At 40.2% G+C, this 19,361-nt stretch carries 20 protein-coding genes; 11 read left to right on the top strand and 9 right to left on the bottom strand.

Annotated features, from left to right (window positions below; translation table 11 throughout):
* Window positions 1-163 precede the first annotated feature (163 nt).
* The 4 genes from twy1 to proC all read left to right on the top strand — a co-directional run bounded on the left by twy1 (window position 164) and on the right by proC (window position 3,748).
* Window positions 164-1,180, top strand: a complete 1,017-nt coding sequence (gene twy1, locus ACMFNG_RS01250) for a 4-demethylwyosine synthase TYW1 (RefSeq protein WP_014835579.1) — start codon at window positions 164-166, stop codon at window positions 1,178-1,180.
* Window positions 1,181-1,238: 58 nt separating this feature from the next.
* On the top strand, window positions 1,239-2,474 hold the full coding sequence (locus ACMFNG_RS01245) for a translation initiation factor IF-2 subunit gamma (protein ID WP_430515188.1): 1,236 nt from the start codon (window positions 1,239-1,241) through the stop codon (window positions 2,472-2,474).
* A gap of 5 nt (window positions 2,475-2,479) precedes the next feature.
* Window positions 2,480-2,896 carry a PIN domain-containing protein gene (locus ACMFNG_RS01240; RefSeq protein WP_430515187.1) on the top strand — a complete coding sequence of 139 codons (417 nt, stop codon included), beginning with the start codon at window positions 2,480-2,482 and terminating at the stop codon, window positions 2,894-2,896.
* Window positions 2,897-2,962: 66 nt separating this feature from the next.
* The gene (gene proC / locus ACMFNG_RS01235) at window positions 2,963-3,748 is read left to right on the top strand and encodes a pyrroline-5-carboxylate reductase (protein WP_011012861.1); all 786 of its coding nucleotides are present in this window, start codon (window positions 2,963-2,965) and stop codon (window positions 3,746-3,748) included.
* Here proC and carB read toward each other — a convergent pair.
* The 3 genes from carB to ACMFNG_RS01220 all read right to left on the bottom strand — a co-directional run bounded on the left by carB (window position 3,737) and on the right by ACMFNG_RS01220 (window position 8,794).
* A complete protein-coding gene (gene carB, locus ACMFNG_RS01230) occupies window positions 3,737-6,907 on the bottom strand; it encodes a carbamoyl-phosphate synthase (glutamine-hydrolyzing) large subunit (RefSeq protein ID WP_011012860.1) in 3,171 nt (1,056 codons plus the stop codon). The genes proC and carB overlap by 12 nt on opposite strands.
* Window positions 6,904-8,019, bottom strand: a complete 1,116-nt coding sequence (carA, locus tag ACMFNG_RS01225) for a glutamine-hydrolyzing carbamoyl-phosphate synthase small subunit (protein WP_430515186.1) — start codon at window positions 8,017-8,019, stop codon at window positions 6,904-6,906. The genes carB and carA overlap by 4 nt, the downstream gene beginning before the upstream one ends.
* A gap of 94 nt (window positions 8,020-8,113) precedes the next feature.
* Window positions 8,114-8,794: an ACT domain-containing protein gene (locus tag ACMFNG_RS01220; RefSeq protein ID WP_011012858.1), complete on the bottom strand. Its 681-nt coding sequence runs from the start codon at window positions 8,792-8,794 to the stop codon at window positions 8,114-8,116.
* A gap of 156 nt (window positions 8,795-8,950) precedes the next feature.
* Between ACMFNG_RS01220 and trpC the strand changes: the two genes are divergently transcribed.
* From trpC to trpA, 7 genes are read left to right on the top strand one after another with little or no spacing between them, the layout of a single operon-like run.
* Window positions 8,951-9,637, top strand: a complete 687-nt coding sequence (trpC, locus tag ACMFNG_RS01215) for an indole-3-glycerol phosphate synthase TrpC (protein ID WP_011012857.1) — start codon at window positions 8,951-8,953, stop codon at window positions 9,635-9,637.
* A complete protein-coding gene (gene trpD, locus ACMFNG_RS01210) occupies window positions 9,637-10,611 on the top strand; it encodes an anthranilate phosphoribosyltransferase (RefSeq protein ID WP_011012856.1) in 975 nt (324 codons plus the stop codon). Before trpC ends, trpD begins: the two co-directional genes overlap by 1 nt.
* On the top strand, window positions 10,593-11,891 hold the full coding sequence (locus ACMFNG_RS01205) for an anthranilate synthase component I (RefSeq protein WP_011012855.1): 1,299 nt from the start codon (window positions 10,593-10,595) through the stop codon (window positions 11,889-11,891). The genes trpD and ACMFNG_RS01205 overlap by 19 nt, the downstream gene beginning before the upstream one ends.
* A gap of 1 nt (window position 11,892) precedes the next feature.
* Window positions 11,893-12,459, top strand: a complete 567-nt coding sequence (locus tag ACMFNG_RS01200; protein WP_011012854.1) for an aminodeoxychorismate/anthranilate synthase component II — start codon at window positions 11,893-11,895, stop codon at window positions 12,457-12,459.
* Window positions 12,459-13,085, top strand: a complete 627-nt coding sequence (locus tag ACMFNG_RS01195; protein WP_011012853.1) for a phosphoribosylanthranilate isomerase — start codon at window positions 12,459-12,461, stop codon at window positions 13,083-13,085. The genes ACMFNG_RS01200 and ACMFNG_RS01195 overlap by 1 nt, the downstream gene beginning before the upstream one ends.
* Window positions 13,072-14,238 carry a tryptophan synthase subunit beta gene (trpB, locus tag ACMFNG_RS01190; RefSeq protein WP_011012852.1) on the top strand — a complete coding sequence of 389 codons (1,167 nt, stop codon included), beginning with the start codon at window positions 13,072-13,074 and terminating at the stop codon, window positions 14,236-14,238. Before ACMFNG_RS01195 ends, trpB begins: the two co-directional genes overlap by 14 nt.
* Window positions 14,231-14,977 (top strand): tryptophan synthase subunit alpha, encoded by a 747-nt coding sequence (gene trpA / locus ACMFNG_RS01185; protein ID WP_011012851.1) that lies wholly within the window; start codon window positions 14,231-14,233, stop codon window positions 14,975-14,977. Before trpB ends, trpA begins: the two co-directional genes overlap by 8 nt.
* On the opposite strand, the gene ACMFNG_RS01180 is transcribed toward trpA, so the two are convergent.
* From ACMFNG_RS01180 to aroA, 6 genes are all read right to left on the bottom strand, one after another.
* Window positions 14,966-15,289 carry a hypothetical protein gene (locus tag ACMFNG_RS01180; RefSeq protein WP_430515185.1) on the bottom strand — a complete coding sequence of 108 codons (324 nt, stop codon included), beginning with the start codon at window positions 15,287-15,289 and terminating at the stop codon, window positions 14,966-14,968. The two genes, trpA and ACMFNG_RS01180, sit on opposite strands and share 12 nt — an antisense overlap.
* Before the next feature lie 4 nt (window positions 15,290-15,293).
* Window positions 15,294-15,740, bottom strand: a complete 447-nt coding sequence (locus ACMFNG_RS01175) for a prephenate dehydrogenase/arogenate dehydrogenase family protein (protein ID WP_430515184.1) — start codon at window positions 15,738-15,740, stop codon at window positions 15,294-15,296.
* Window positions 15,725-16,762: a pyridoxal phosphate-dependent aminotransferase gene (locus ACMFNG_RS01170; protein WP_430515183.1), complete on the bottom strand. Its 1,038-nt coding sequence runs from the start codon at window positions 16,760-16,762 to the stop codon at window positions 15,725-15,727. Before ACMFNG_RS01170 ends, ACMFNG_RS01175 begins: the two co-directional genes overlap by 16 nt.
* Window positions 16,746-16,976: a chorismate mutase gene (locus ACMFNG_RS01165; protein ID WP_011012847.1), complete on the bottom strand. Its 231-nt coding sequence runs from the start codon at window positions 16,974-16,976 to the stop codon at window positions 16,746-16,748. Before ACMFNG_RS01165 ends, ACMFNG_RS01170 begins: the two co-directional genes overlap by 17 nt.
* Window positions 16,977-17,042: 66 nt before the next feature.
* Entirely contained in the window at window positions 17,043-18,128 is a 1,086-nt protein-coding gene (aroC, locus tag ACMFNG_RS01160) for a chorismate synthase (protein ID WP_014835580.1), read from the bottom strand.
* Window positions 18,125-19,345, bottom strand: a complete 1,221-nt coding sequence (gene aroA / locus ACMFNG_RS01155) for a 3-phosphoshikimate 1-carboxyvinyltransferase (RefSeq protein ID WP_223208981.1) — start codon at window positions 19,343-19,345, stop codon at window positions 18,125-18,127. The genes aroC and aroA overlap by 4 nt, the downstream gene beginning before the upstream one ends.
* Window positions 19,346-19,361: the final 16 nt, after the last annotated feature.

Raw genomic sequence — 19,361 nt, 5'->3', positions numbered from 1 at the left:
CAAAGACTTTATTCGTGGCTTTTCTTTAAGGCATTTTGGGTTAACAATACTGTTTAATGAATTAGTTTTCAAAAAATGTTGTTGGTTAAATGAAGGTAAATAACTTTTTAAATGATTATTCTGGTATTTAAGTTAGGCGAGCCTAATCTGGAGGTGAGTGAGAATGGATATAAAGCCTGGAAAAATTACTGTTCAAGCTAATCCAAACATGCCTGAAGAGATAGCTAATTTGTTTAGAAAACAACACTATGAACTCGTAGGTAGGCACAGCGGGGTTAAACTTTGCCACTGGTTGAAGAAGAGTCTAACGGAAGGGAGATTCTGTTATAAGCAGAAGTTCTATGGCATTCACTCTCACCGTTGCCTTCAAATGACTCCAGTGCTAGCGTGGTGCACCCACAACTGTATCTTCTGCTGGCGTCCAATGGAGACTTTCTTAGGTACTGAAGTTCCAGAGCCCTGGGATGACCCAGCTTTCATAGTTGAGGAGAGTATAAAGGCCCAAAGAAAGCTGTTGGTGGGGTACAAGGGTAATCCAAAAGTTGACAAGAAAAAATTTGAGGAAGCTTGGGAACCAAAGCATGCTGCAATAAGTCTTTCAGGGGAGCCAATGCTTTATCCATATATGGGAGATCTGGTAGAGGAGTTCCACAAGAGAGGGTTCACGACATTTATAGTTACCAACGGAACAGTCCCAGAAAGCCTCAGGGAGATGATAAAGGATGATAAGCTACCAACTCAGCTCTATGTATCTCTGACAGCTCCGGATATAGAAACCTATAACAAAGTAAATATTCCTATGATCCCAGATGGGTGGGAGAAGATACTGGAGTTCCTAGAATTGATGAGAGATATCCCAACGAGAACTGTTGTTAGACTAACACTAGTTAAGGGAGAGAACATGCACAATCCAGAAGGATACGCTAGGCTAATAATGAAAGCGAGGCCAATGTTCGTTGAGGCAAAGGCTTACATGTTTGTAGGATTTTCAAGGAATAGGCTCACAATAAACAACATGCCAAGCCATGAAGACATAAGAGAATTCGCTGAAGCACTGGTCAAGTATCTTCCGGGTTATCACATTGAAGATGAATATGAACCAAGTAGGGTAGTTTTGATTATGAGAGACGATGTAGATCCTTCTGGAACAGGACTGGAGGGGAGGTTTATTAAACATTGAATTCCCAGGAATAAAGCTATAAATGGAATAGCTATCTACCATTTTGGGGGAGAGGACAATGGGTGAGAAAAGAAAAACTAGGCAGGCGGAGGTAAATATAGGGATGGTTGGTCACGTTGACCACGGTAAAACAACCCTTACAAAAGCTCTTACGGGGGTTTGGACAGATACTCACAGTGAAGAGCTTAGAAGGGGTATCACAATTAAGATAGGATTTGCAGATGCAGAGATAAGGAGATGTTCTAACTGTGGCAGGTATTCAACTTCACCGATATGTCCTTACTGTGGTCACGAGACAGAATTCATAAGGAGAGTTTCTTTCATAGACTCTCCCGGTCACGAGGCGTTAATGACCACAATGCTTGCTGGGGCATCATTAATGGATGGAGCAATTTTAGTTATAGCTGCAAATGAGCCCTGTCCAAGGCCTCAGACGAGAGAGCACTTGATGGCTCTCCAAATTATTGGGCAAAAGAACATAATAATTGCTCAAAACAAAATTGAATTGGTTGATAAAGAGAAAGCCTTGGAAAATTACAGACAGATAAAAGAGTTCATCAAGGGGACTGTAGCTGAAAACGCTCCAATAATTCCAATATCTGCCCTTCATGGGGCCAATATTGATGTGCTTGTCAAGGCAATAGAGGAGTTTATACCGACCCCAAAGAGAGATTCAAATAAGCCTCCAAAGATGCTCGTGCTTAGGAGCTTTGACGTAAATAAGCCGGGAACTCCTCCAGAAAAGCTCGTGGGAGGAGTTTTGGGAGGTTCGATAGTTCAAGGAAAGCTAAAAGTTGGGGATGAGATAGAAATTAGGCCGGGAGTTCCCTATGAAGAGCACGGAAGGATAAAATATGAGCCAATAACTACCGAAATTGTATCATTACAGGCAGGAGGACAATTCGTAGAGGAGGCATACCCAGGAGGACTTGTGGGTATTGGTACAAAGCTCGATCCCTACTTAACTAAGGGTGATCTAATGGCAGGAAACGTGGTTGGAAAACCTGGAAAACTGCCACCAGTCTGGACAGATCTGAGGCTTGAAGTTCACCTACTGGAGAGAGTCGTTGGTACTGAGCAAGAGCTGAATGTTGAGCCAATTAAAAGGAAGGAAATTCTTCTCTTAAACGTTGGAACGGCTAGAACAATGGGTTTAGTTACAGCTCTAGGTAAGGATGAGATAGAGCTTAAGCTCCAGATACCAGTTTGTGCTGAACCTGGAGAAAGAGTTGCAATTAGCAGGCAAATAGGGTCAAGATGGAGATTGATAGGATACGGCATAATTAAGGAGTAAAGGCAATGAAGAGAGTTTGGCTGGTTATTCCTGATACAAATTTTCTTTTTATCCCTGGGCAATTTGGCGTGGACATAATATCTGAGCTCGAAAGAATACTTGACGTGAACTACAAAATTGTGATACCGAACGTAGTTTTGGAAGAATTAAAGACTATTCTCAAAGAAGGTAAGCTTAGAGGAAAAGATCTAATTGCTGCTCGAATGGCACTTAAGTTAGCTGAAAGGTTTCCCACAGTTTACATAGGGGAGTTCATGTCCAAAACTACAGATGAGTTAATTTATGAGTTTGCGATTTCAAACGACAATGTGATAGTTTGCACTAATGATAAGCAATTGAGAAAAAGGTTAAGGGAAGCAGGGGTTCCAGTTGTGTTTCTAAGACAAAAGAAAAAGCTAGAACTTGAGGGTATGTTGGGATAAATGACGAAGTATTCTCAAGAAGAGTTATAAACATTCTACATTATTTCCAAAGTTTAGGTGAAATAAATGAAGGTTGCTGTAATTGGAGCGGGAACAATTGGGAGTGCTGTTGCAAAGGCCTTGGCTGAAAGTAATTACGAAGTCATTGCTACAAGGAGAAGCATTGAAAAGGTTAAATGGTTGGAGAAATATGGGGTAAAACTTGAAAAAGACAACAAAAAAGCCAGTAGGGAAGCGGATATCGTGATTATCGCAGTAAAGCCAAATAAAGTAGGAAAGGTTCTTGAAGAAATAAAGGAAGAAGTTGAAAGTAAAATTGTGATATCTTTAGCGGCGGGAATTCCAATAAAGCTTCTTAAGAGGTTTGCAAATGCAAAATTTGTGAGGGCTATGCCAAATATAGCTGTTCTCGTAAAAGAGTCCTTTACAGCCTATGCAACGGAAGATTTAAGCGAAGAGGAAATTAGAACTGTTGAAAAAATCTTTGAGTCCTTTGGGAAGTATATAAGAATCGACGAAGAATATATGGATGCCATAACTGGATTAAGTGGCTCTGGACCAGCTTATGTCTCTGTGTTTTTAGAAGCCATGATATATGGCGGTTTACGGGTTGGACTCCCAAGAGATATTGCAAAACTTGCGGCCGCTCAAACCCTCTTAGGCACTGCGAAGCTCTTACTAAATTTTGAGGGACACCCTGCTGAAATTAGAGATATGGTAATTACCCCCGGAGGAACAACGATAGATGGGATATTTGAGTTGGAGGAAGGAAAAATTAGAACAACAATAATGAAAGCCATTGATGCAGCAACTAAAAAATCAAAGATCTTATCCACAAGGTTATCTCCTTAAAACTACTGAAGCTGCATATTCTTCAACATTTTCTTCGATTTTTCTGATCCAGTATTCTCTCAGTTCTTTGATTTCAAACTCTTCTTGAGTTTTTGTTTTCCACTCTATAGCCTTTGCTAGCTCCAAAGCTAAGTTTGCATCTAAGACCAAGGGAACATTTAAATCTGCTGCAAGCCTTCTAATTTCATAATCCTTATCTTTTGCATATCCTGTGGTCATTATAATATCTATTTTTCCTTCTTTGATCATATTAACTGCCTCTTGTTTTGAAATATTAATTTCTCCAATGTCTCCACCAATTGAATATGTTGTAATTCCGAGGTTCTCTAAAATTTTTGCCGTTTCTTTTAGGATATTTTTTTTCTCCCAACCATAGATTAAAGCGGATGTCTTTGGAAGTTCATTCGGCTTTACTGAGAGCCAGCTTTTCAGTAAGGCGTCTTCGTAATGTGTTCCCAGGGCCGCAACCTCTCCTGTTGATCTCATTTCTGGGCCGAGGAATGGATATGCTCCCTGGAGTTGGGCCCAGGAGAACTGTGGACTCTTTACTCCATAGGCTACAGGTGGGATCTCATAATATTTCCCTTCAACTCCAATTTTTAACTCTCCATCTAGCACTGCCTGGGCAGATAACTCCATTAGATTTACTCCTCTGGACTTACTGGAGAATGGCATTGACCTGCTAGTCCTTAGGTTAAGTTCTAGGACGTAGGGCTTTTTGTCTATCACGAACTGAACATTGAAGGGTCCCTTAATTTCTAACTCTTTGGCAAGCTCGTATGTTATTTCCCATATTCTCTTCACGTTTCGTTCACTTAAAGTTCTCCACGGGGTTACCATTGTTGAATCCCCACTGTGAACCCCTGCACCTTCGATATGCTCGAGTGTTACTCCAACAACTTTCTTTCCATCGCTAACAGCGTCAATCTCAGCTTCTGTTCCTGGGATAAACTTGGATATTAAAACTGGATGTTCAGGTGAAACTGAAGCAGCTTCTTTTAAGAAGTCTATTAGCTCTTTCTCATTCCAAGCAACTTTCATTGCTGTTCCACTTAAGACGTAGCTTGGCCTCACTATGACTGGGTATTCAATTTTCTTTGCAAGTTTTATAGCCTCATCAATGCTCTCTGCTGAGATCCATTCTGGTTGAGGAATTCCGAGCTTCTCTAATAACTTTGAAAACTTAGCCCTATTCTCTGCCTTATCCACACTCTTTCCTGAAGTTCCGAGTAGCTTCACTCCAGCATTTTCTAATTTCTTTGCTAGAGAATTAGCTAATTGGCCGCCTGCAAATGCCACTACGCCTATGGGTCTTTCAAATTCATATATATCAAGAACTCTCTCAAGTGTTATTTCCTCAAAGTATAGTCTATCACTCATGTCCCAATCAGTTGACACTGTTTCTGGGTTGTAGTTTAGAATTGCTGCTTCTATTCCCCTCTTCCTTATGGCATTTACAAAGTTAACAACTGCCCAATCGAACTCAACACTTACCCCTATCCTAAACACTCCTGCTCCCAAGACTAGAATGCTGGGTTTCTTTGGTTTTGGAATGTCGTTTTCAACACCATCATACGTAACATATAGGTAGTTTGTTTTTGCTGGAAATTCTCCAGCCAACGTGTCAATGTTCTTAACCACTGGCTTCCATTTCTTTTTTACTTTTCTTTTTGTTAGGAGCTCAATCTCCCAATCGCTGAATCCAAGCCTTTTAGCTTCCCTAATAAGTTCCTCTGTTGGATTCTTCCTTAATTCCTCTGCTATCTTAACAAGGTCTTCTATTACATAGATAAAGAACTTGTCAACTTTTGTTATCTTGTGGATATCTTCAACCGTAGCTCCGAGCCTAAGGGCCTTGGCTATGTGCATCAATAAGTATGGTTCTTTTTTCTTTAGTCTCTCTAGGACATTCTCGAGAGGCTCATCTTCCAAGTAGTATTTTCCAATGAGCTCATCACCTATGTCAAGCATTCTTATTGCCTTTTGAAACGCTTCATGCAAGTTCCTTCCGATTGCCATAACTTCTCCTATGCTCTTCATTTCACTTCCTATGCTCTTGTTAACCTCCTCAAACTTCTTAAAATCCCACCTGGGAATTTTAACAGCTACATAGTCAAGACTTGGCTCAAAGGCTGCTGTTGTGATCCCTGTAACAGTGTTTCTTAGTTCATCTAGGGTGTATCCTATTGCTAACTTTGTAGCTATGTATGCGAGAGGGTATCCAGTAACTTTGCTTGCTAGTGCCGACGACCTACTCATCCTGGGATTTGTTTCGATAACATAGTATTCCTCTGAGTTGGGACTTAACGCGAGCTGGACATTTCCTTCTCCAATTAACTCTATTGCGTCCGCAACCCTTATTGCAGCGTCCCTCAGCATTTGATACTCCCTGTTGGTCAGGGTTTGGGAAGGGCCTACAACTATTGATTCTCCTGTGTGAACTCCCATTGGATCAACGTTCTCTAAACATACAACAGCAACTGAGTTTCCAGCTTTATCCCTAACAACTTCGAACTCTATCTCTTTCCATCCGTTGAGATACTTCTCCACGAGAACTTTCCTTATTTCGCTTTGAGCAAAGGCTCTTATGATATATTTCTCAAACTCTTCTCTGGACCTAGCTATGAAAGAGCCTCTGCCTCCTAAGTTGAAGCTTACTCTTACTATTACTGGAAATCCTATGCTTTCAGCAATTTCGATGGCTTCCTCTGGAGTTTTTGCTGCATCGCTTGGGGGAACTGGTAGGCCTACTTTTTTCATGGTCTTTTGAAACTTCTCCCTGTCGAGTGCTCTTTCAATGCCTTCAATTGGAGTTCCTAGGACCTTTACGTTGTATTTGTCTAATATACCCTTTTTGTACAAGGAAACTCCCAGGGAGAGTGCAGTCTGTCCTCCAAAACCGACTAGTATTCCATCAGGCTTTTCCTTTTCAATTACCTTTTCTATGAACTCGGTTTTCAATGGAAGAAGATAAACCTTGTCTGCCAGCTCATAGCTAGTTTGAATAGTTGCAACATTTGGATTTACTAGCACTGATTCTATCCCTTCTTCCCTTAATGCTTTTAATGCTTGACTTCCACTGTAGTCAAACTCAGCTGCTTCACCTATTTTTATTGCACCGGAACCAATAACAATGACTTTTGATACATCGATTTTCATTTTCTCCCCTCCAAAATCTTTACAAATTCATCAAAAACCCACAATGAATCCCAGGGGCCAGGAGAAGCCTCGGGATGATATTGGGTAGCTATAATAGGTAAACTTTCGTGTTTTATTCCCTCTACAGAGTTATCATCTAGGTTTACCATCCATACCTTAAACTCATTTAGGCTTTCAGGAACAATTGCATAGCCATGATTTTGAGTAGTAACAAATGCTTTTCCACTCTCTAAATCTTTAACAGGTTTGTTAATCCCTCTATGACCGTATTTAAGCTTGTATATTTCTGCCCCATCTGCTAAGGCTAAAAGTTGTTGGCCAAGGCATATTCCCATCATCGGAATTTCTTCATTGAATGCCTTTCTAATCCTCTTAGCAACTTCTTTTAAGAGGGTAGGATTTCCAGGCCCATTGCTTATGAATATGCCATCTGCGTTGTAGGAGTAATAGGCCTCCAATATGTCCCAATTCCATGGAATTCTAACAACTTCAATTCCCCTCTTGAGTAACTCTCTAAGAATACCAAACTTCACTCCCAAATCAAGAACCACAACTCTGAATTTGACATTTTTTGGTGTGTGTACAATTGGGTTTTTTGGCGATACAAGTTCAACGAAATTGGTACTTTCATAGCTTATTTTTCTAATATTCTCTAAAATTTCTTCTAAATCTGTTTCTGTTGTGACTATTGCTCCTCTCATTACACCCTCCTCTCTAATCTTCTTGACTAAGGCTCTAGTATCAACTCCATAGAGCCCTGGAACGCCCTCCCTCCTTAACCATTCATCTAGAGTCATTTCGCTGCTCCAGTGATTAGGCCTCATTAGAAAAGATATAACAAATCCTTCTACTTTAATTGAGTCTGATTCGTAATGTAGGGGAAGCCCATACTCCTTTAGGCTTTTAGATGGTACTCCGTAAGTCCCCATTAGGGGATTTGTGGCGATTAGGATTTGTCCCTTGTATGAAGGATCAGTCAGGGACTCTGGGTATCCTACCATTGCTGTCGTGAAGACTACTTCCCCATACCTGACTGTTTCTGCACCAAAGGCCTTCCCTTCTATCACTGAGCCATCTTCCAAAACTAAGTATCCTTTTTTGTGCACCCCCATTAAATGCCCTCTTGCCCTCAGTCTTTTCTGATTTTTATTTCTTTTGTAACATCAACTGCAAAAATATAATAGAAAGTTGCAAATAGAACAAAATTTATAGCTCTCTCATCTTGATAATTAGATCTTCAAGAATAGTGTAAGCTGAAGGGGCATTTCTCCTATCAACTAACAGTATCGTATCCTTATAACATGAAATAATTTGGGTTATATTTATCCCATTGACAGCAAGAGCCGTGGTAATGAATGCCACGATTCCTGGGGTGTTTATTATTGCCAATGGGCTTATTAGGAGAATAGCCGTTTGCCCTTCTTGAACGTCAATTATTCCACCCTTCAATAGTTCTAATATTTTTTCCTTTTCTTCGTTTGCCATCGCTATAGTGAAAGTTTCAATTCCCTGAGTCAGCTGGAAGAATCTCGAATCTTTTGCCACCTCAACCAATTCTTTTATTTTTGAAAGAACAATGTCCCTTCTTGCTGTAATTACAACTAAATCTGATTGTAGTTGGATAACCGTTTTTGAGATGACATTTTTTATAGCTTTCTCAAACCCACTTCTTTCTTCGCTGAGCTCTTCACCCAGTCTTATAAGGGCCATTTTTATAGCTCCGGTGGATGCTTTTATGCCTTTTTTCTTGAATTCTCCCTCTATAAATCTCGCTAGAGCACTATAATTTACTATCCCGAGGATCATAAGTTCTCTTATACAGGGTTTTGTTTCTATGTACTCCTTTACAAGCTTTGCTATACTAGGCTTTTCCTCTTCTTTTTTCATGCTCTCTCCCTCCTAAATTTCTGATTATAATAAATTTGTTTAAATTTCTTTAGATCAAATTCTCATCAAACATGTGTATTCAATTCTAGCTTGATAGAGCTGTCCAAATGTTTAAATTTATCATGTTATTTTTGTCGTAGTGGTGGAGTATAATGGGTGGTGATTTTTGGACTGAGCAGGGCTATTAGAAAGGCTAAGAAAAATCCTATTATAGCAGAAATCAAAGTCTATTCTCCAAAATATGGAGATCTTTTACGGGGCAGGGATCCTCTAAGGATTTTGAGGGCATATGAAGAAGCTGGAGCTGTGGGGATTTCTTACATAACAGATCAAAAGTATTTCAAAGGGAGCTTTGACTTTCTAAAAGTTTTATGTAAGGAAACTACCCTCCCAGTGCTGAGGAAGGACTTTATAACAAGCAAAGAGGAAATTGAAAAAACTGCCGAAGTTGGTGCCTCTGCTGTTCTATTAATAACTAGAATATTGAAAGATAAGCTGCCAGAGTTTGTGGATTATGCAAAAGAGCATGGGCTTGACACTCTAGTGGAAGTTCATACCGAAGATGAGCTAAAGCTCGCAATTAAAACAAATTCTACAATGATAGGAATAAACAATAGGGACATTGGAAAGCTAGAGATGGACGATGGAGATGTTTCTCTAACTGAAATTTTAGCTCCAAAAATCCCAGGAAAATTCGTGAAAGTTAGTGAAAGCGGAATAGCAACATTGGAAGATTTGAAGAGGGCCTTAAGGGTTGCTGATGCTGCACTCATTGGGACGGCTTTAATGAAAGCTGAAAATCCCGCAGAACTTCTCAAAAAATTCGTGGAGGCTGAGATATAATGCTGGAGAAGATAGTAGAAAATAGGCATTTATCCTTCGAGGAGGCTTACGACTTATTTAACATCCTCAAGGAAGAAAGCGAAGTTAGGATTGCAGCATATCTCGCGGCTCTCCAAACTAAAGGGTATACTTCAGAGGAAATAGCGGGATTTGCAAAGGCAATGAGAGACAATGCAATTAAGTTGGATCTTGGGGAGGTTCTAGACACTGCTGGTACTGGAGGAGATAAATCATTCACGATAAATGTAAGCACTGCATCAGCCCTTATTCTTTCAGAATATACAAAGGTAGCTAAGCATGGCAATGTCTCCGTAACTTCAAGAAGTGGTTCTGCAAATCTTCTAGAGGCCCTGGGAATAAACATCAAGATTTCTCCAGAGAAGGCTAAAGAGATGATTGAAAAAGTTAACTTCACATTTATATTTGCTCCAATGTATCATCCAGCCCTAAAGAGAATAATGCCCGTAAGGAAAGAATTGGGAATAAAGACCATTTTCAACATTTTGGGACCGCTAGCAAATCCAGCAAATCCAGCTTATCAAGTTGTAGGAGTTAATTCTAGAGACCTAGTAGAGAAGATGGCAAGAGCTCTAAATTACCTCGGTGTTAAAAGAGCTACAGTTGTTCATGGTAGCGGATTGGATGAGATTAGTCCAGAGAAAGAAACTATAGTTGCCGAAGTCAATAGAGGTGACATAGATTTTTACACTGTTACTCCTGAAGACTTCGGATTGGCTAGAACTAAAGTTATCCCCTGCTATTCTCCAGAAGAAAGTGCAGAGAGAATTAGAGCTGTTTTGCGTGGAAATGGAAAAAATGAAGACAGGAATTTTGTCTTAATAAATTCGGCTATGGCACTTTATACAATAGGGATCGCCTCTGATTTGAAAGAAGGAGTAGAACTGGCTGAGAATGTTCTAGGAGAAAAAATAATAAAGAAATTGGAGGAGATTGCATGCTTATCAAAGAGTTAGATCGAGTGTCTCCTCTTCGCTTATACCTTATTCTCAGACAACTTGAGTATCCTTTTATCCTAATGTCAGCAGAAAAGCATAGCAAAAAGGCCAGATTCACTTACCTCTCAGCAGCACCTGAATTCATTGTGAGTATAAATGAGAGAGGAACTTATTTAGATGGAAAAAAGGTATCAAAAGAAAGAAATCCATTTAAGGGGTTAAAGGGCTTTATAAAGCACTCAATAAGTGGAGAAAGATTCATGGGCGGCTTGGTTGGATATATAGCTTATGATGCCGTTCACAACTACATAGAGGGGAATGTTGAGGAGCCTTCAGTTTTTGGCTATTATCCATGGACATACATTTATGATCATTTAGAAAATAAACTCTACTTTGTTTCCCTAGAAGAACCGCCATTTGATCCAGAAGCTATAGTGGAAAAGGCCAAAAGGGCAAAAATTCCCAGAGAGGATGGAGGAAGTTCAATTTTAAAAACTGATGCAAATAAAGAAGAGTTTGTTGAAATTGTAGAAAAAGGAAAAGAGTACATATTTTCAGGAGACGTATTTCAAGTAGTCCTTTCGAGAGAGTACGTAGTTGAGACGGACTTAGATCCTTTTACAATCTACCTTAGATTGCTAGACATTAATCCATCGCCTTATACTTTTCTCCTTGAATTTGAAAAAGTAGTGGTGGGAGCGTCTCCTGAAACAATGGGCTCTGTTGAAGGAAAAATTGTTAAGATAAACCCAATTGCCGGAACTATTCCAAGGGGAAAGAACGAGGAAGAAGACAAGGCACTTGAAAAAGCCCTACTCTCTGATGAGAAAGAAAGAGCGGAGCATGTAATGCTAGTGGATTTAGCTAGAAATGACGTTAGGAGAGTTTCGAAACCCAGGAGTGTTAAGGTAGTGAGGTACTTTGATGTGGTCAAGTATAGCTATGTCCAGCACATTGAAAGTGAGATAATTGGGGAGTTGGCCGAGGATAAAGACATGTTTGATGCAATTGAGGCAACTTTCCCAGCTGGAACATTGACAGGAGCTCCAAAAATTAGGGCAATGGAAATTATAGATGAACTGGAAAAAAGCAGGAGAAGAGTTTATGGAGGAGCTGTTGGATATTTTTCCGTAACAGGCTATGCAGATTTTGCCATAGCGATAAGAATGGCGGAAATAGATAAGCACGCTCACATTAGAGCGGGAGCAGGTATAGTTGCAGATTCAATTCCAGAAAAGGAGTTTTATGAAACTGAAAACAAGATGAGGGCTGTTCTAAAAGCCTTTGGGGTGGAGTAGCATGATTCTAATAATCAACAATAGAGATTCTTTTGTCTGGAATCTCGCTGAATACGTATCATTCTTTGATGAAGCAGTAGTAGTTTCTAACAAGATAACCCTTAGTGAAGTTAAAAAGCTGGATCCCGATGGTATAATAATCTCACCGGGCCCAGGTCATCCACTTGATAGAAGAGAAGTCGGCAATTCACCAGAAATAGTTTTGGAATCAGAGGTTCCCCTCTTGGGAGTTTGTCTGGGCCACCAAATAATCGGAGCTGTTTTTGGGGGGAAGATTGGAAGGGTAACTCCAAAACATGGGAAAGCTAGCCTTATTAGACATGATGGCAAGGGTGTCTATAGAGGACTCGATAATCCATTTTTAGCCGGAAGATATCACTCTTTGGCAGTTTTAGAGCCCCCAAAAGGGTTCAAAGTTACATCAGTTTCTCTGGATGATGGAGTAATCATGGGCATTAGGCATAAGACTCTCCCAATAGAAGGAGTCCAATTTCACCCAGAGAGCGTTTTGACAAAGAGAGAGGACGGATTAAGGATTATACAAAACTTCGTGGAGATGACAAGATAATGTTCGTAAAAATATGCGGAATAAAAAGTCTCGAAGAGCTTGAAATCGTAGAAAAGCATGCAGATGCTACAGGAGTTGTGGTCAATTCAAACTCTAAGAGGAGAATACCGCTTGAAAAAGCTAGGGAAATAATAGAAAACTCTGCTATTCCAGTGTTTCTAGTTTCTACTATGGTTGGATTTTCTGAATGGGCCATGGCAATCGAGAGAACTGGAGCTCAATACATTCAGGTTCACTCTAATGCTTTGCCTCAAACAATTGACACATTGAAAAAAGAGTTCGGGGTTTTTGTTATGAAAGCGTTTAGGGTTCCAACTATCTCCAAGAATCCTGAAGAAGATGCCAACAGGCTTCTCTCAGAAATATCTAGGTACAACGCTGATATGGTACTACTTGATACAGGAGCGGGGAGTGGGAAGCTTCATGACTTAAGGGTTTCTTCTCTAGTCGCAAGAAAAATTCCAGTTATAGTAGCTGGAGGCTTAAATGCTGAAAACGTTGAGGAAGTCATTAAAGTTGTGAAGCCTTATGGTGTTGATGTCTCTTCTGGAGTTGAGAAATATGGAATAAAAGATCCCAAGTTAGTTGAAGAGTTTGTAAGGAGGGCCAAAAATGTGGTTTGGTGAGTTTGGAGGTCAATATGTGCCTGAGACTCTAATAGAACCATTAAAAGAATTAGAAAAGGCATATAAAAGGTTTAAAGACGATGAGGAGTTTAACAGGCAGTTGAATTATTATCTTAAAACCTGGGCTGGCAGACCAACTCCTCTATATTATGCCAAAAGACTAACTGAAAAGATAGGTGGGGCAAAAATATATCTAAAGAGAGAAGATCTAGTTCACGGAGGAGCCCACAAGACGAACAATGCAATAGGGCAAGCTTTGTTAGCGAAGTTTATGGGTAAAACTAGGCTAATAGCTGAGACCGGAGCTGGTCAGCATGGTGTTGCAACGGCAATGGCTGGAGCTTTACTTGGCATGAAGGTTGATATATACATGGGAGCTGAGGACGTTGAAAGACAAAAAATGAATGTATTCAGAATGAAACTATTGGGGGCAAATGTTATTCCAGTAAATTCTGGTTCTAGGACATTAAAGGATGCAATAAATGAAGCCCTAAGGGATTGGGTGGCCACGTTTGAATACACTCACTACTTAATAGGTTCCGTGGTTGGGCCCCATCCATATCCAACAATAGTTAGAGACTTTCAGTCCGTAATAGGAAGGGAAGCTAAGGCCCAAATTCTTGAGGCTGAAGGGCAGTTGCCTGATGTAATAGTGGCCTGTGTTGGAGGAGGAAGCAATGCAATGGGGATATTTTACCCGTTTGTAAATGATAAGAAGGTTAAACTTGTGGGAGTTGAGGCTGGGGGTAAGGGTTTGGAAAGTGGGAAACACTCGGCATCTCTGAATGCTGGTCAAGTTGGAGTATTCCATGGAATGCTTAGCTACTTCTTACAGGATGAGGAGGGACAGATAAAGCCTACACACAGCATTGCTCCTGGCCTCGATTACCCAGGAGTGGGGCCTGAACATGCATATCTTAAGAAAATCCAAAGGGCTGAATACGTTACTGTAACTGACGAAGAGGCGTTGAAAGCGTTTCACGAACTTTCAAGAACTGAAGGTATAATTCCTGCTCTTGAATCAGCACATGCAGTAGCTTATGCTATGAAGCTTGCAAAAGAAATGAGTAGAGACGAGATAATTATAGTAAACCTATCTGGAAGGGGAGACAAGGATCTTGATATAGTCTTGAAGGTGAGTGGAAATGTTTAAGGATGGTTCTCTAATTCCATATTTAACAGCGGGGGACCCTGATAAGCAGTCTACTCTCAATTTTCTCCTAGCTCTTGATGAGTATGCTGGGGCAATAGAGCTGGGAATTCCATTTAGTGATCCAATAGCTGATGGTAAGACAATTCAAGAGTCGCACTACAGGGCACTAAAAAATGGATTTAAGTTGAGAGAGGCCTTCTGGATTGTTAAGGAATTCAGAAGGCATTCCAGTACACCAATAGTCCTGATGACTTACTACAATCCAATATACAGAGCAGGGGTTAGGAATTTTCTAGCAGAGGCAAAGGCTAGTGGTGTCGATGGAATTCTAGTTGTGGACCTTCCAGTTTTTCATGCTAAAGAGTTTACAGAGATTGCTAGAGAAGAAGGCATTAAGACAGTATTTTTGGCGGCTCCCAATACTCCAGATGAAAGGCTCAAGGTTATTGATGACATGACGACTGGGTTTGTCTATCTAGTCTCCCTATATGGAACAACAGGAGCTAGGGAGGAAATACCCAAAACTGCTTATGATTTGCTCAGAAGAGCTAAAAGGATATGCAGAAACAAGGTTGCTGTGGGATTCGGGGTGTCTAAAAGGGAGCACGTTGTGAGTTTACTTAAAGAAGGTGCGAATGGAGTTGTTGTGGGAAGCGCTTTGGTAAAAATAATAGGAGAAAAGGGAAGAGAGGCCACAGAATTCTTAAAGAAGAAAGTAGAGGAACTTTTAGGGATCTAAAATTTTGTAAAACTTTTCATATGCCCTCTCTATCTCTTCTCTTGAGACTTTTTTAGATAGTTCATGCACATTTACAGAATCTATACTCTTTAGGAATTCTGCTATCTCTTCTCTAGATCTTCTAATGACTTCTTCTATAAACCTTGGACCATCATTTAGCACTGCCTTTCCATAAATTGTTAGAAATCTAAAAGAAGTTCCCCCAAACCTTTCTAGATTGTTCTCAAGTGAGAGTTTAAGATAGGCAATGCCCAATAGATAGGGCACTCCAATAACGAATCCAATAATCCTATCATGCTCCTCCGCACTCATGAATTCAATTCTTCCACCCAGCTTCTCGATAAACTTTCCGACATCTTCGGCGTCTTTTTCCCTGCCCTTTACAGGGACAACGATAAAATAAATGCCCCCTAAAACTCTTAGCTCCTGGGCCGAACATTGGGTGGACGCTTGCTACTTTTACCTCCCTGGGAAATCCTTGGTACTCGGTAAGTACGTCTTTTTTGAACGTTGCTATGTCAAAAATCATAATATCTTTTGGATTATTTGATGATACTTCTCTCAACTCCTTAATCTGGGCCTTTATGTTCTCTATTGTGGAGGCAAGTATTATGACATCACTCCATTCGTAGGCCTCGCTGAGGGAGGAAAAGTCTAATGTTGTGTGGCTGGAATAAAATTTCACTTCTGCGTTTAATTCCTTAGAAATGACTCTTCCAAAAAGTTTTCCCATTTTGCCGTACCCACTTATTGTGATTCGCATTCTGCTACCTCCTTGATTATTTTTAGTCCCTTTTCAAGCCTATCACTCGTTAGTGAGATCCTTATGAAGTTTTGATAATTTCCAAACGCTATTCCTGGGAATGCTGAAACTCCCCTCTCGAGTAGTTTATAGACAAATTCCAACCCATCAATGGGTGTTTTGAGGAATATGTAGAATGCTCCATCGGGTTCATAGAACTCTAATCCCCTCAAGATTTTGGAGGCAAGTTCTGCTCTTCTCTTATACTCCCTACTCACTTTTTTCATTAACTCATCTCTAAGCTCCAAAGCCTTGATCCCAGCCCTTTGAACGAAAGGAGGAACACAGGTGACAGTTGATTCAATGAATGTTTTTATTTTCCTTATCTCTTCCTTATCGGCAATAGCGTATCCAAGCCTAAAGCCAGTCATTGAATACAGTTTGGAGAACCCCTTTACGGTGACCGTGTTTTCATAGAGCTCTCGAACAGGAGTAAATGACTTAAAAGAAATTTCAGCATAGATTTCATCGGAAAGAATTTTGATTCCTTTCTCTTCTGCAACTTCTACGAGTTCTTTGAGTTTTTCTCTTGGGAGTATTTTTCCAGTAGGGTTATTGGGGTAGTTGAGAATTAGGAGGTCAACATCTAAGTTGTCGTTAATTTCAGGCTTCCAGGAGTTTTCTAATGTTGTCTCAATTATTTTAACTTCTTTTTCAAAGTTCTTGGCTATCAATAGGTAGGCATTCCAGTAGGGGGCAATTACTCCAATCTTGTTGGCCATTGCTATCTCTGCAGCTATCAATATTTTGGCTCCAGGCCCAACAATTACCTCTTCTTTGCTCACTCCTTCTACTTCTGCTATCTTTTCTCTCAACTCGTTAATTCCAGTTGTACTTACATAGCCAGTTTCTCCCCTTTTTAGAGAATTTATGGCTTCTTCTATTATTTCGTTAGCTACGGGGATATCTGGTTGTCCTGCATCAAGTCGAATCTCTGGTTTTACCTCATTTATCTTATTAAATAGCTCATAAACGTTGAACATCTTTGCTAACCTCCAAAATCTTTTCAAAAATTTCCCTAAACTCGCCAGCTCTTCTTAGAACTTCTTCTTCTCTTTTTCTATCTTCTATGGGGAGATTGAGCTCTTTCTTTATTTTCCCAATTGCTTGGGCTATTTCAAGTCTCTTTTTTAGAAGAGATATTATTTGGTTGTCTATTTTATCTATCTCCTTTCTAAGGAGTTTTAATGTTGTCATTTGTTCATCTAAATTCGTTGATATTGGCGTGGCATCACCATCCCCACTTTTTGGTTGTCCTTTTATTTAAAATTCTTTGGATAGGTGGACATATCTTTCCCAGGCTAACCTCCTAAGAAAGTGATCTGCAAGCACAAAGGCCATTGCACCTTCAACCACGGGAAGAGCTTTAGGAACTATGCAGGAGTCAAATCTCCCCTTTAGCTTTATAGTTGTTTCCTTCATTTCTCTTAAATTTACGGTTTTTTGGGGAAGGTATATTGAGGGAGTTGGTTTGAACGCTATTCTAGCTACTATTGGCATTCCTGTTGTTATTCCTCCTATAATGCCTCCATGATTGTTTGTTACCGTCTGTATTTCTCCGTTCTTTATGACATAAGGGTCGTTTACTTCACTACCTCTCTTTTCACTAACCTTAAATCCAAGTCCAAACTCAACACCCTTTACAGCTGGAATTCTGAAAAATGTTGAGGCAAGATCAGCTTCTATATCATCCTCATAAGGTCCACCTAATCCTGGGGGAACGTTTATTGCAACAACCTCTACCACTCCACCAACGCTGTCTCCAGACTTTTTTGCACTTTCCATCTCCTTAAGCATCTCTTTAAATGCATCTTCATCTGGGCAGTAAGGGTTCGGAGAATTGAATATTTCCTCGATGCTCATGTTTCTAGCTTCCACTTTTCCAACTCTCTTTATATAGGCTTTAATTTTTACTCCCACTGGTTCGAGAATCTTCTTGGCGAAATATCCGGCGATTACAAAGCCTATAGTTAGCCTTCCAGAAAACCTTCCTCCTCCTCGATAGTCATTGAAGCCAAAATACTTGATCTTTGCTGGATAATCTGCATGCCCAGGTCGAGGAGTATCTTTGATCTCCTCATAATATGAAGAATCTACGTCTTTATTTTCCACAATTACTGTTATTGGAGCTCCAGTAGTGTATCCTCTAAAAACTCCGGAAATTATTATAGGTTCGTCGCTCTCTTTTCTGGCAGTTGAAAATTTGGAAATCCCCTTTCTTCTTTCAAGTTCGGCTTTTAACTCCTCCAGGTTAACTCTTATCCCAGGAGGCACTCCTTCTATTAGAACTCCTACGGCTTTCCCATGACTCTCTCCAAATAAGTGAAATGACAACATTTTCCCATTCATTTTATCACCCTCATTAAATCCTCGAAAAAGTTTGGATAGGACTTTGCAATACTTTTAGTTTCAGGAATTATACTCTCGCCCTTAGCCCCCAGGGCGAGGATTGCTAAAGCCATTGTAATCCTATGATCATTGAATGTTTTCCCCCTAAATCCCTTAGGTTGGCCACCCCAGATTTCAAGTCCATCACTAAGCTCCCTAACTCTAATTCCAGCTCTTGAAAGATTTACCGCCATTGCATGGATTCTGTCACTTTCTTTAATCCTCAACTGTCTCCCTCGTATCACACTTTTTCCTTCGGCATATGCCGCAAGAACAGCTAGGAGGGGAAATAAATCAGGAAAGTTTGAGCAATCTACATTTAATGGATTTCTTTCGTTGCTTTCAACTTCTACATACTCATCTTTTACCTTAACTTTTGCTCCATATTCCCTCAATATGTTGAGGATTTCTTTGTCTGCTTGAACGTCATCCCTCATCAAGTTTCTGACCCTTATCTTGCCGTAGAGTGCACCGGCAACTAAGAAGTTTGCCGCTGAGGAATAATCCCCTGGAACCTTAAATTTTGTCCCCTTAACTCCTGGGTCAACAAAAATTACTAGTCTCTCATTTTCTTGAGCTTTATCGTATTTAACGCCAAACTCTTCCATGGTTTTTAGTGTCATCTCAATATAAGGCTTTGAGACTGGTTTCACTATTTCGACTTTCAATCCGATCTTCGCTGCTAGTATTAGAAAGCCTGTTGCAAATTGAGAGGACTTTTCGGCCACTATGGAGACTTCTTTGGCACTAATTCTTCCCCTCCCAAAGACTTTCACTGGAAGTCTCTTTCCAATTGCTTCTACACCAATCATTCTCAAAGAAGATACTCCATCTTCCATTGGTCTCCTACGGAGCTGTTCCCTACCATCTATTACACTAACACCCTTAGCTAGGGAAGAAACTATTATTGAAATCCTTGCTGTTGTTCCAGAATCTCGGGCAAATATATAGTTTGGCCTTAATTCTTCGGGAGGATAGACCACCTCTTCTATGAGATCAGCACCAAAAGCTCTAATTGCATCTATGGTTGCAAGGGTATCATCACTAATTAGGGGTCTCTCTACTATACTTTTTTCATCTGCAAGGAGGGACAAAAAATAACCCCTATGGGTGTAGCTCTTTGAGGGCGGGGCTATTACTTCACCTTGAATTTCTTTTGGTGGAACAATTCTAAGCATGTGGAATGCTACTTCC

Source organism: Pyrococcus woesei (assembly GCF_050496105.1).
GTDB lineage: Archaea > Methanobacteriota_B > Thermococci > Thermococcales > Thermococcaceae > Pyrococcus > Pyrococcus furiosus.
This window is presented reverse-complemented; position numbering and strand designations above follow the sequence as displayed.

Bases quoted from the DNA above. Each gene is read 5' to 3' on its own strand.
- ACMFNG_RS01165 (WP_011012847.1), bottom strand. From the start codon at position 16,976: ATGACAACATTAAAACTCCTTAGAAAGGAGATAGATAAAATAGACAAC.
- carB (WP_011012860.1), bottom strand. From the start codon at position 6,907: ATGAAAATCGATGTATCAAAAGTCATTGTTATTGGTTCCGGTGCAATA.
- ACMFNG_RS01175 (WP_430515184.1), bottom strand. From the start codon at position 15,740: ATGCGAATCACAATAAGTGGGTACGGCAAAATGGGAAAACTTTTTGGA.
- aroA (WP_223208981.1), bottom strand. From the start codon at position 19,345: ATGCTTAGAATTGTTCCACCAAAAGAAATTCAAGGTGAAGTAATAGCC.
- ACMFNG_RS01195 (WP_011012853.1), top strand. From the start codon at position 12,459: ATGTTCGTAAAAATATGCGGAATAAAAAGTCTCGAAGAGCTTGAAATC.
- ACMFNG_RS01220 (WP_011012858.1), bottom strand. From the start codon at position 8,794: ATGAAAAAAGAAGAGGAAAAGCCTAGTATAGCAAAGCTTGTAAAGGAG.
- proC (WP_011012861.1), top strand. From the start codon at position 2,963: ATGAAGGTTGCTGTAATTGGAGCGGGAACAATTGGGAGTGCTGTTGCA.
- aroC (WP_014835580.1), bottom strand. From the start codon at position 18,128: ATGAATGGGAAAATGTTGTCATTTCACTTATTTGGAGAGAGTCATGGG.
- trpD (WP_011012856.1), top strand. From the start codon at position 9,637: ATGCTGGAGAAGATAGTAGAAAATAGGCATTTATCCTTCGAGGAGGCT.
- carA (WP_430515186.1), bottom strand. From the start codon at position 8,019: ATGGGGGTGCACAAAAAAGGATACTTAGTTTTGGAAGATGGCTCAGTG.
- ACMFNG_RS01245 (WP_430515188.1), top strand. From the start codon at position 1,239: ATGGGTGAGAAAAGAAAAACTAGGCAGGCGGAGGTAAATATAGGGATG.
- ACMFNG_RS01170 (WP_430515183.1), bottom strand. From the start codon at position 16,762: ATGTTCAACGTTTATGAGCTATTTAATAAGATAAATGAGGTAAAACCA.
- ACMFNG_RS01180 (WP_430515185.1), bottom strand. From the start codon at position 15,289: ATGAGTGCGGAGGAGCATGATAGGATTATTGGATTCGTTATTGGAGTG.
- ACMFNG_RS01200 (WP_011012854.1), top strand. From the start codon at position 11,893: ATGATTCTAATAATCAACAATAGAGATTCTTTTGTCTGGAATCTCGCT.
- trpB (WP_011012852.1), top strand. From the start codon at position 13,072: ATGTGGTTTGGTGAGTTTGGAGGTCAATATGTGCCTGAGACTCTAATA.
- trpA (WP_011012851.1), top strand. From the start codon at position 14,231: ATGTTTAAGGATGGTTCTCTAATTCCATATTTAACAGCGGGGGACCCT.
- twy1 (WP_014835579.1), top strand. From the start codon at position 164: ATGGATATAAAGCCTGGAAAAATTACTGTTCAAGCTAATCCAAACATG.
- ACMFNG_RS01205 (WP_011012855.1), top strand. From the start codon at position 10,593: ATGCTTATCAAAGAGTTAGATCGAGTGTCTCCTCTTCGCTTATACCTT.
- ACMFNG_RS01240 (WP_430515187.1), top strand. From the start codon at position 2,480: ATGAAGAGAGTTTGGCTGGTTATTCCTGATACAAATTTTCTTTTTATC.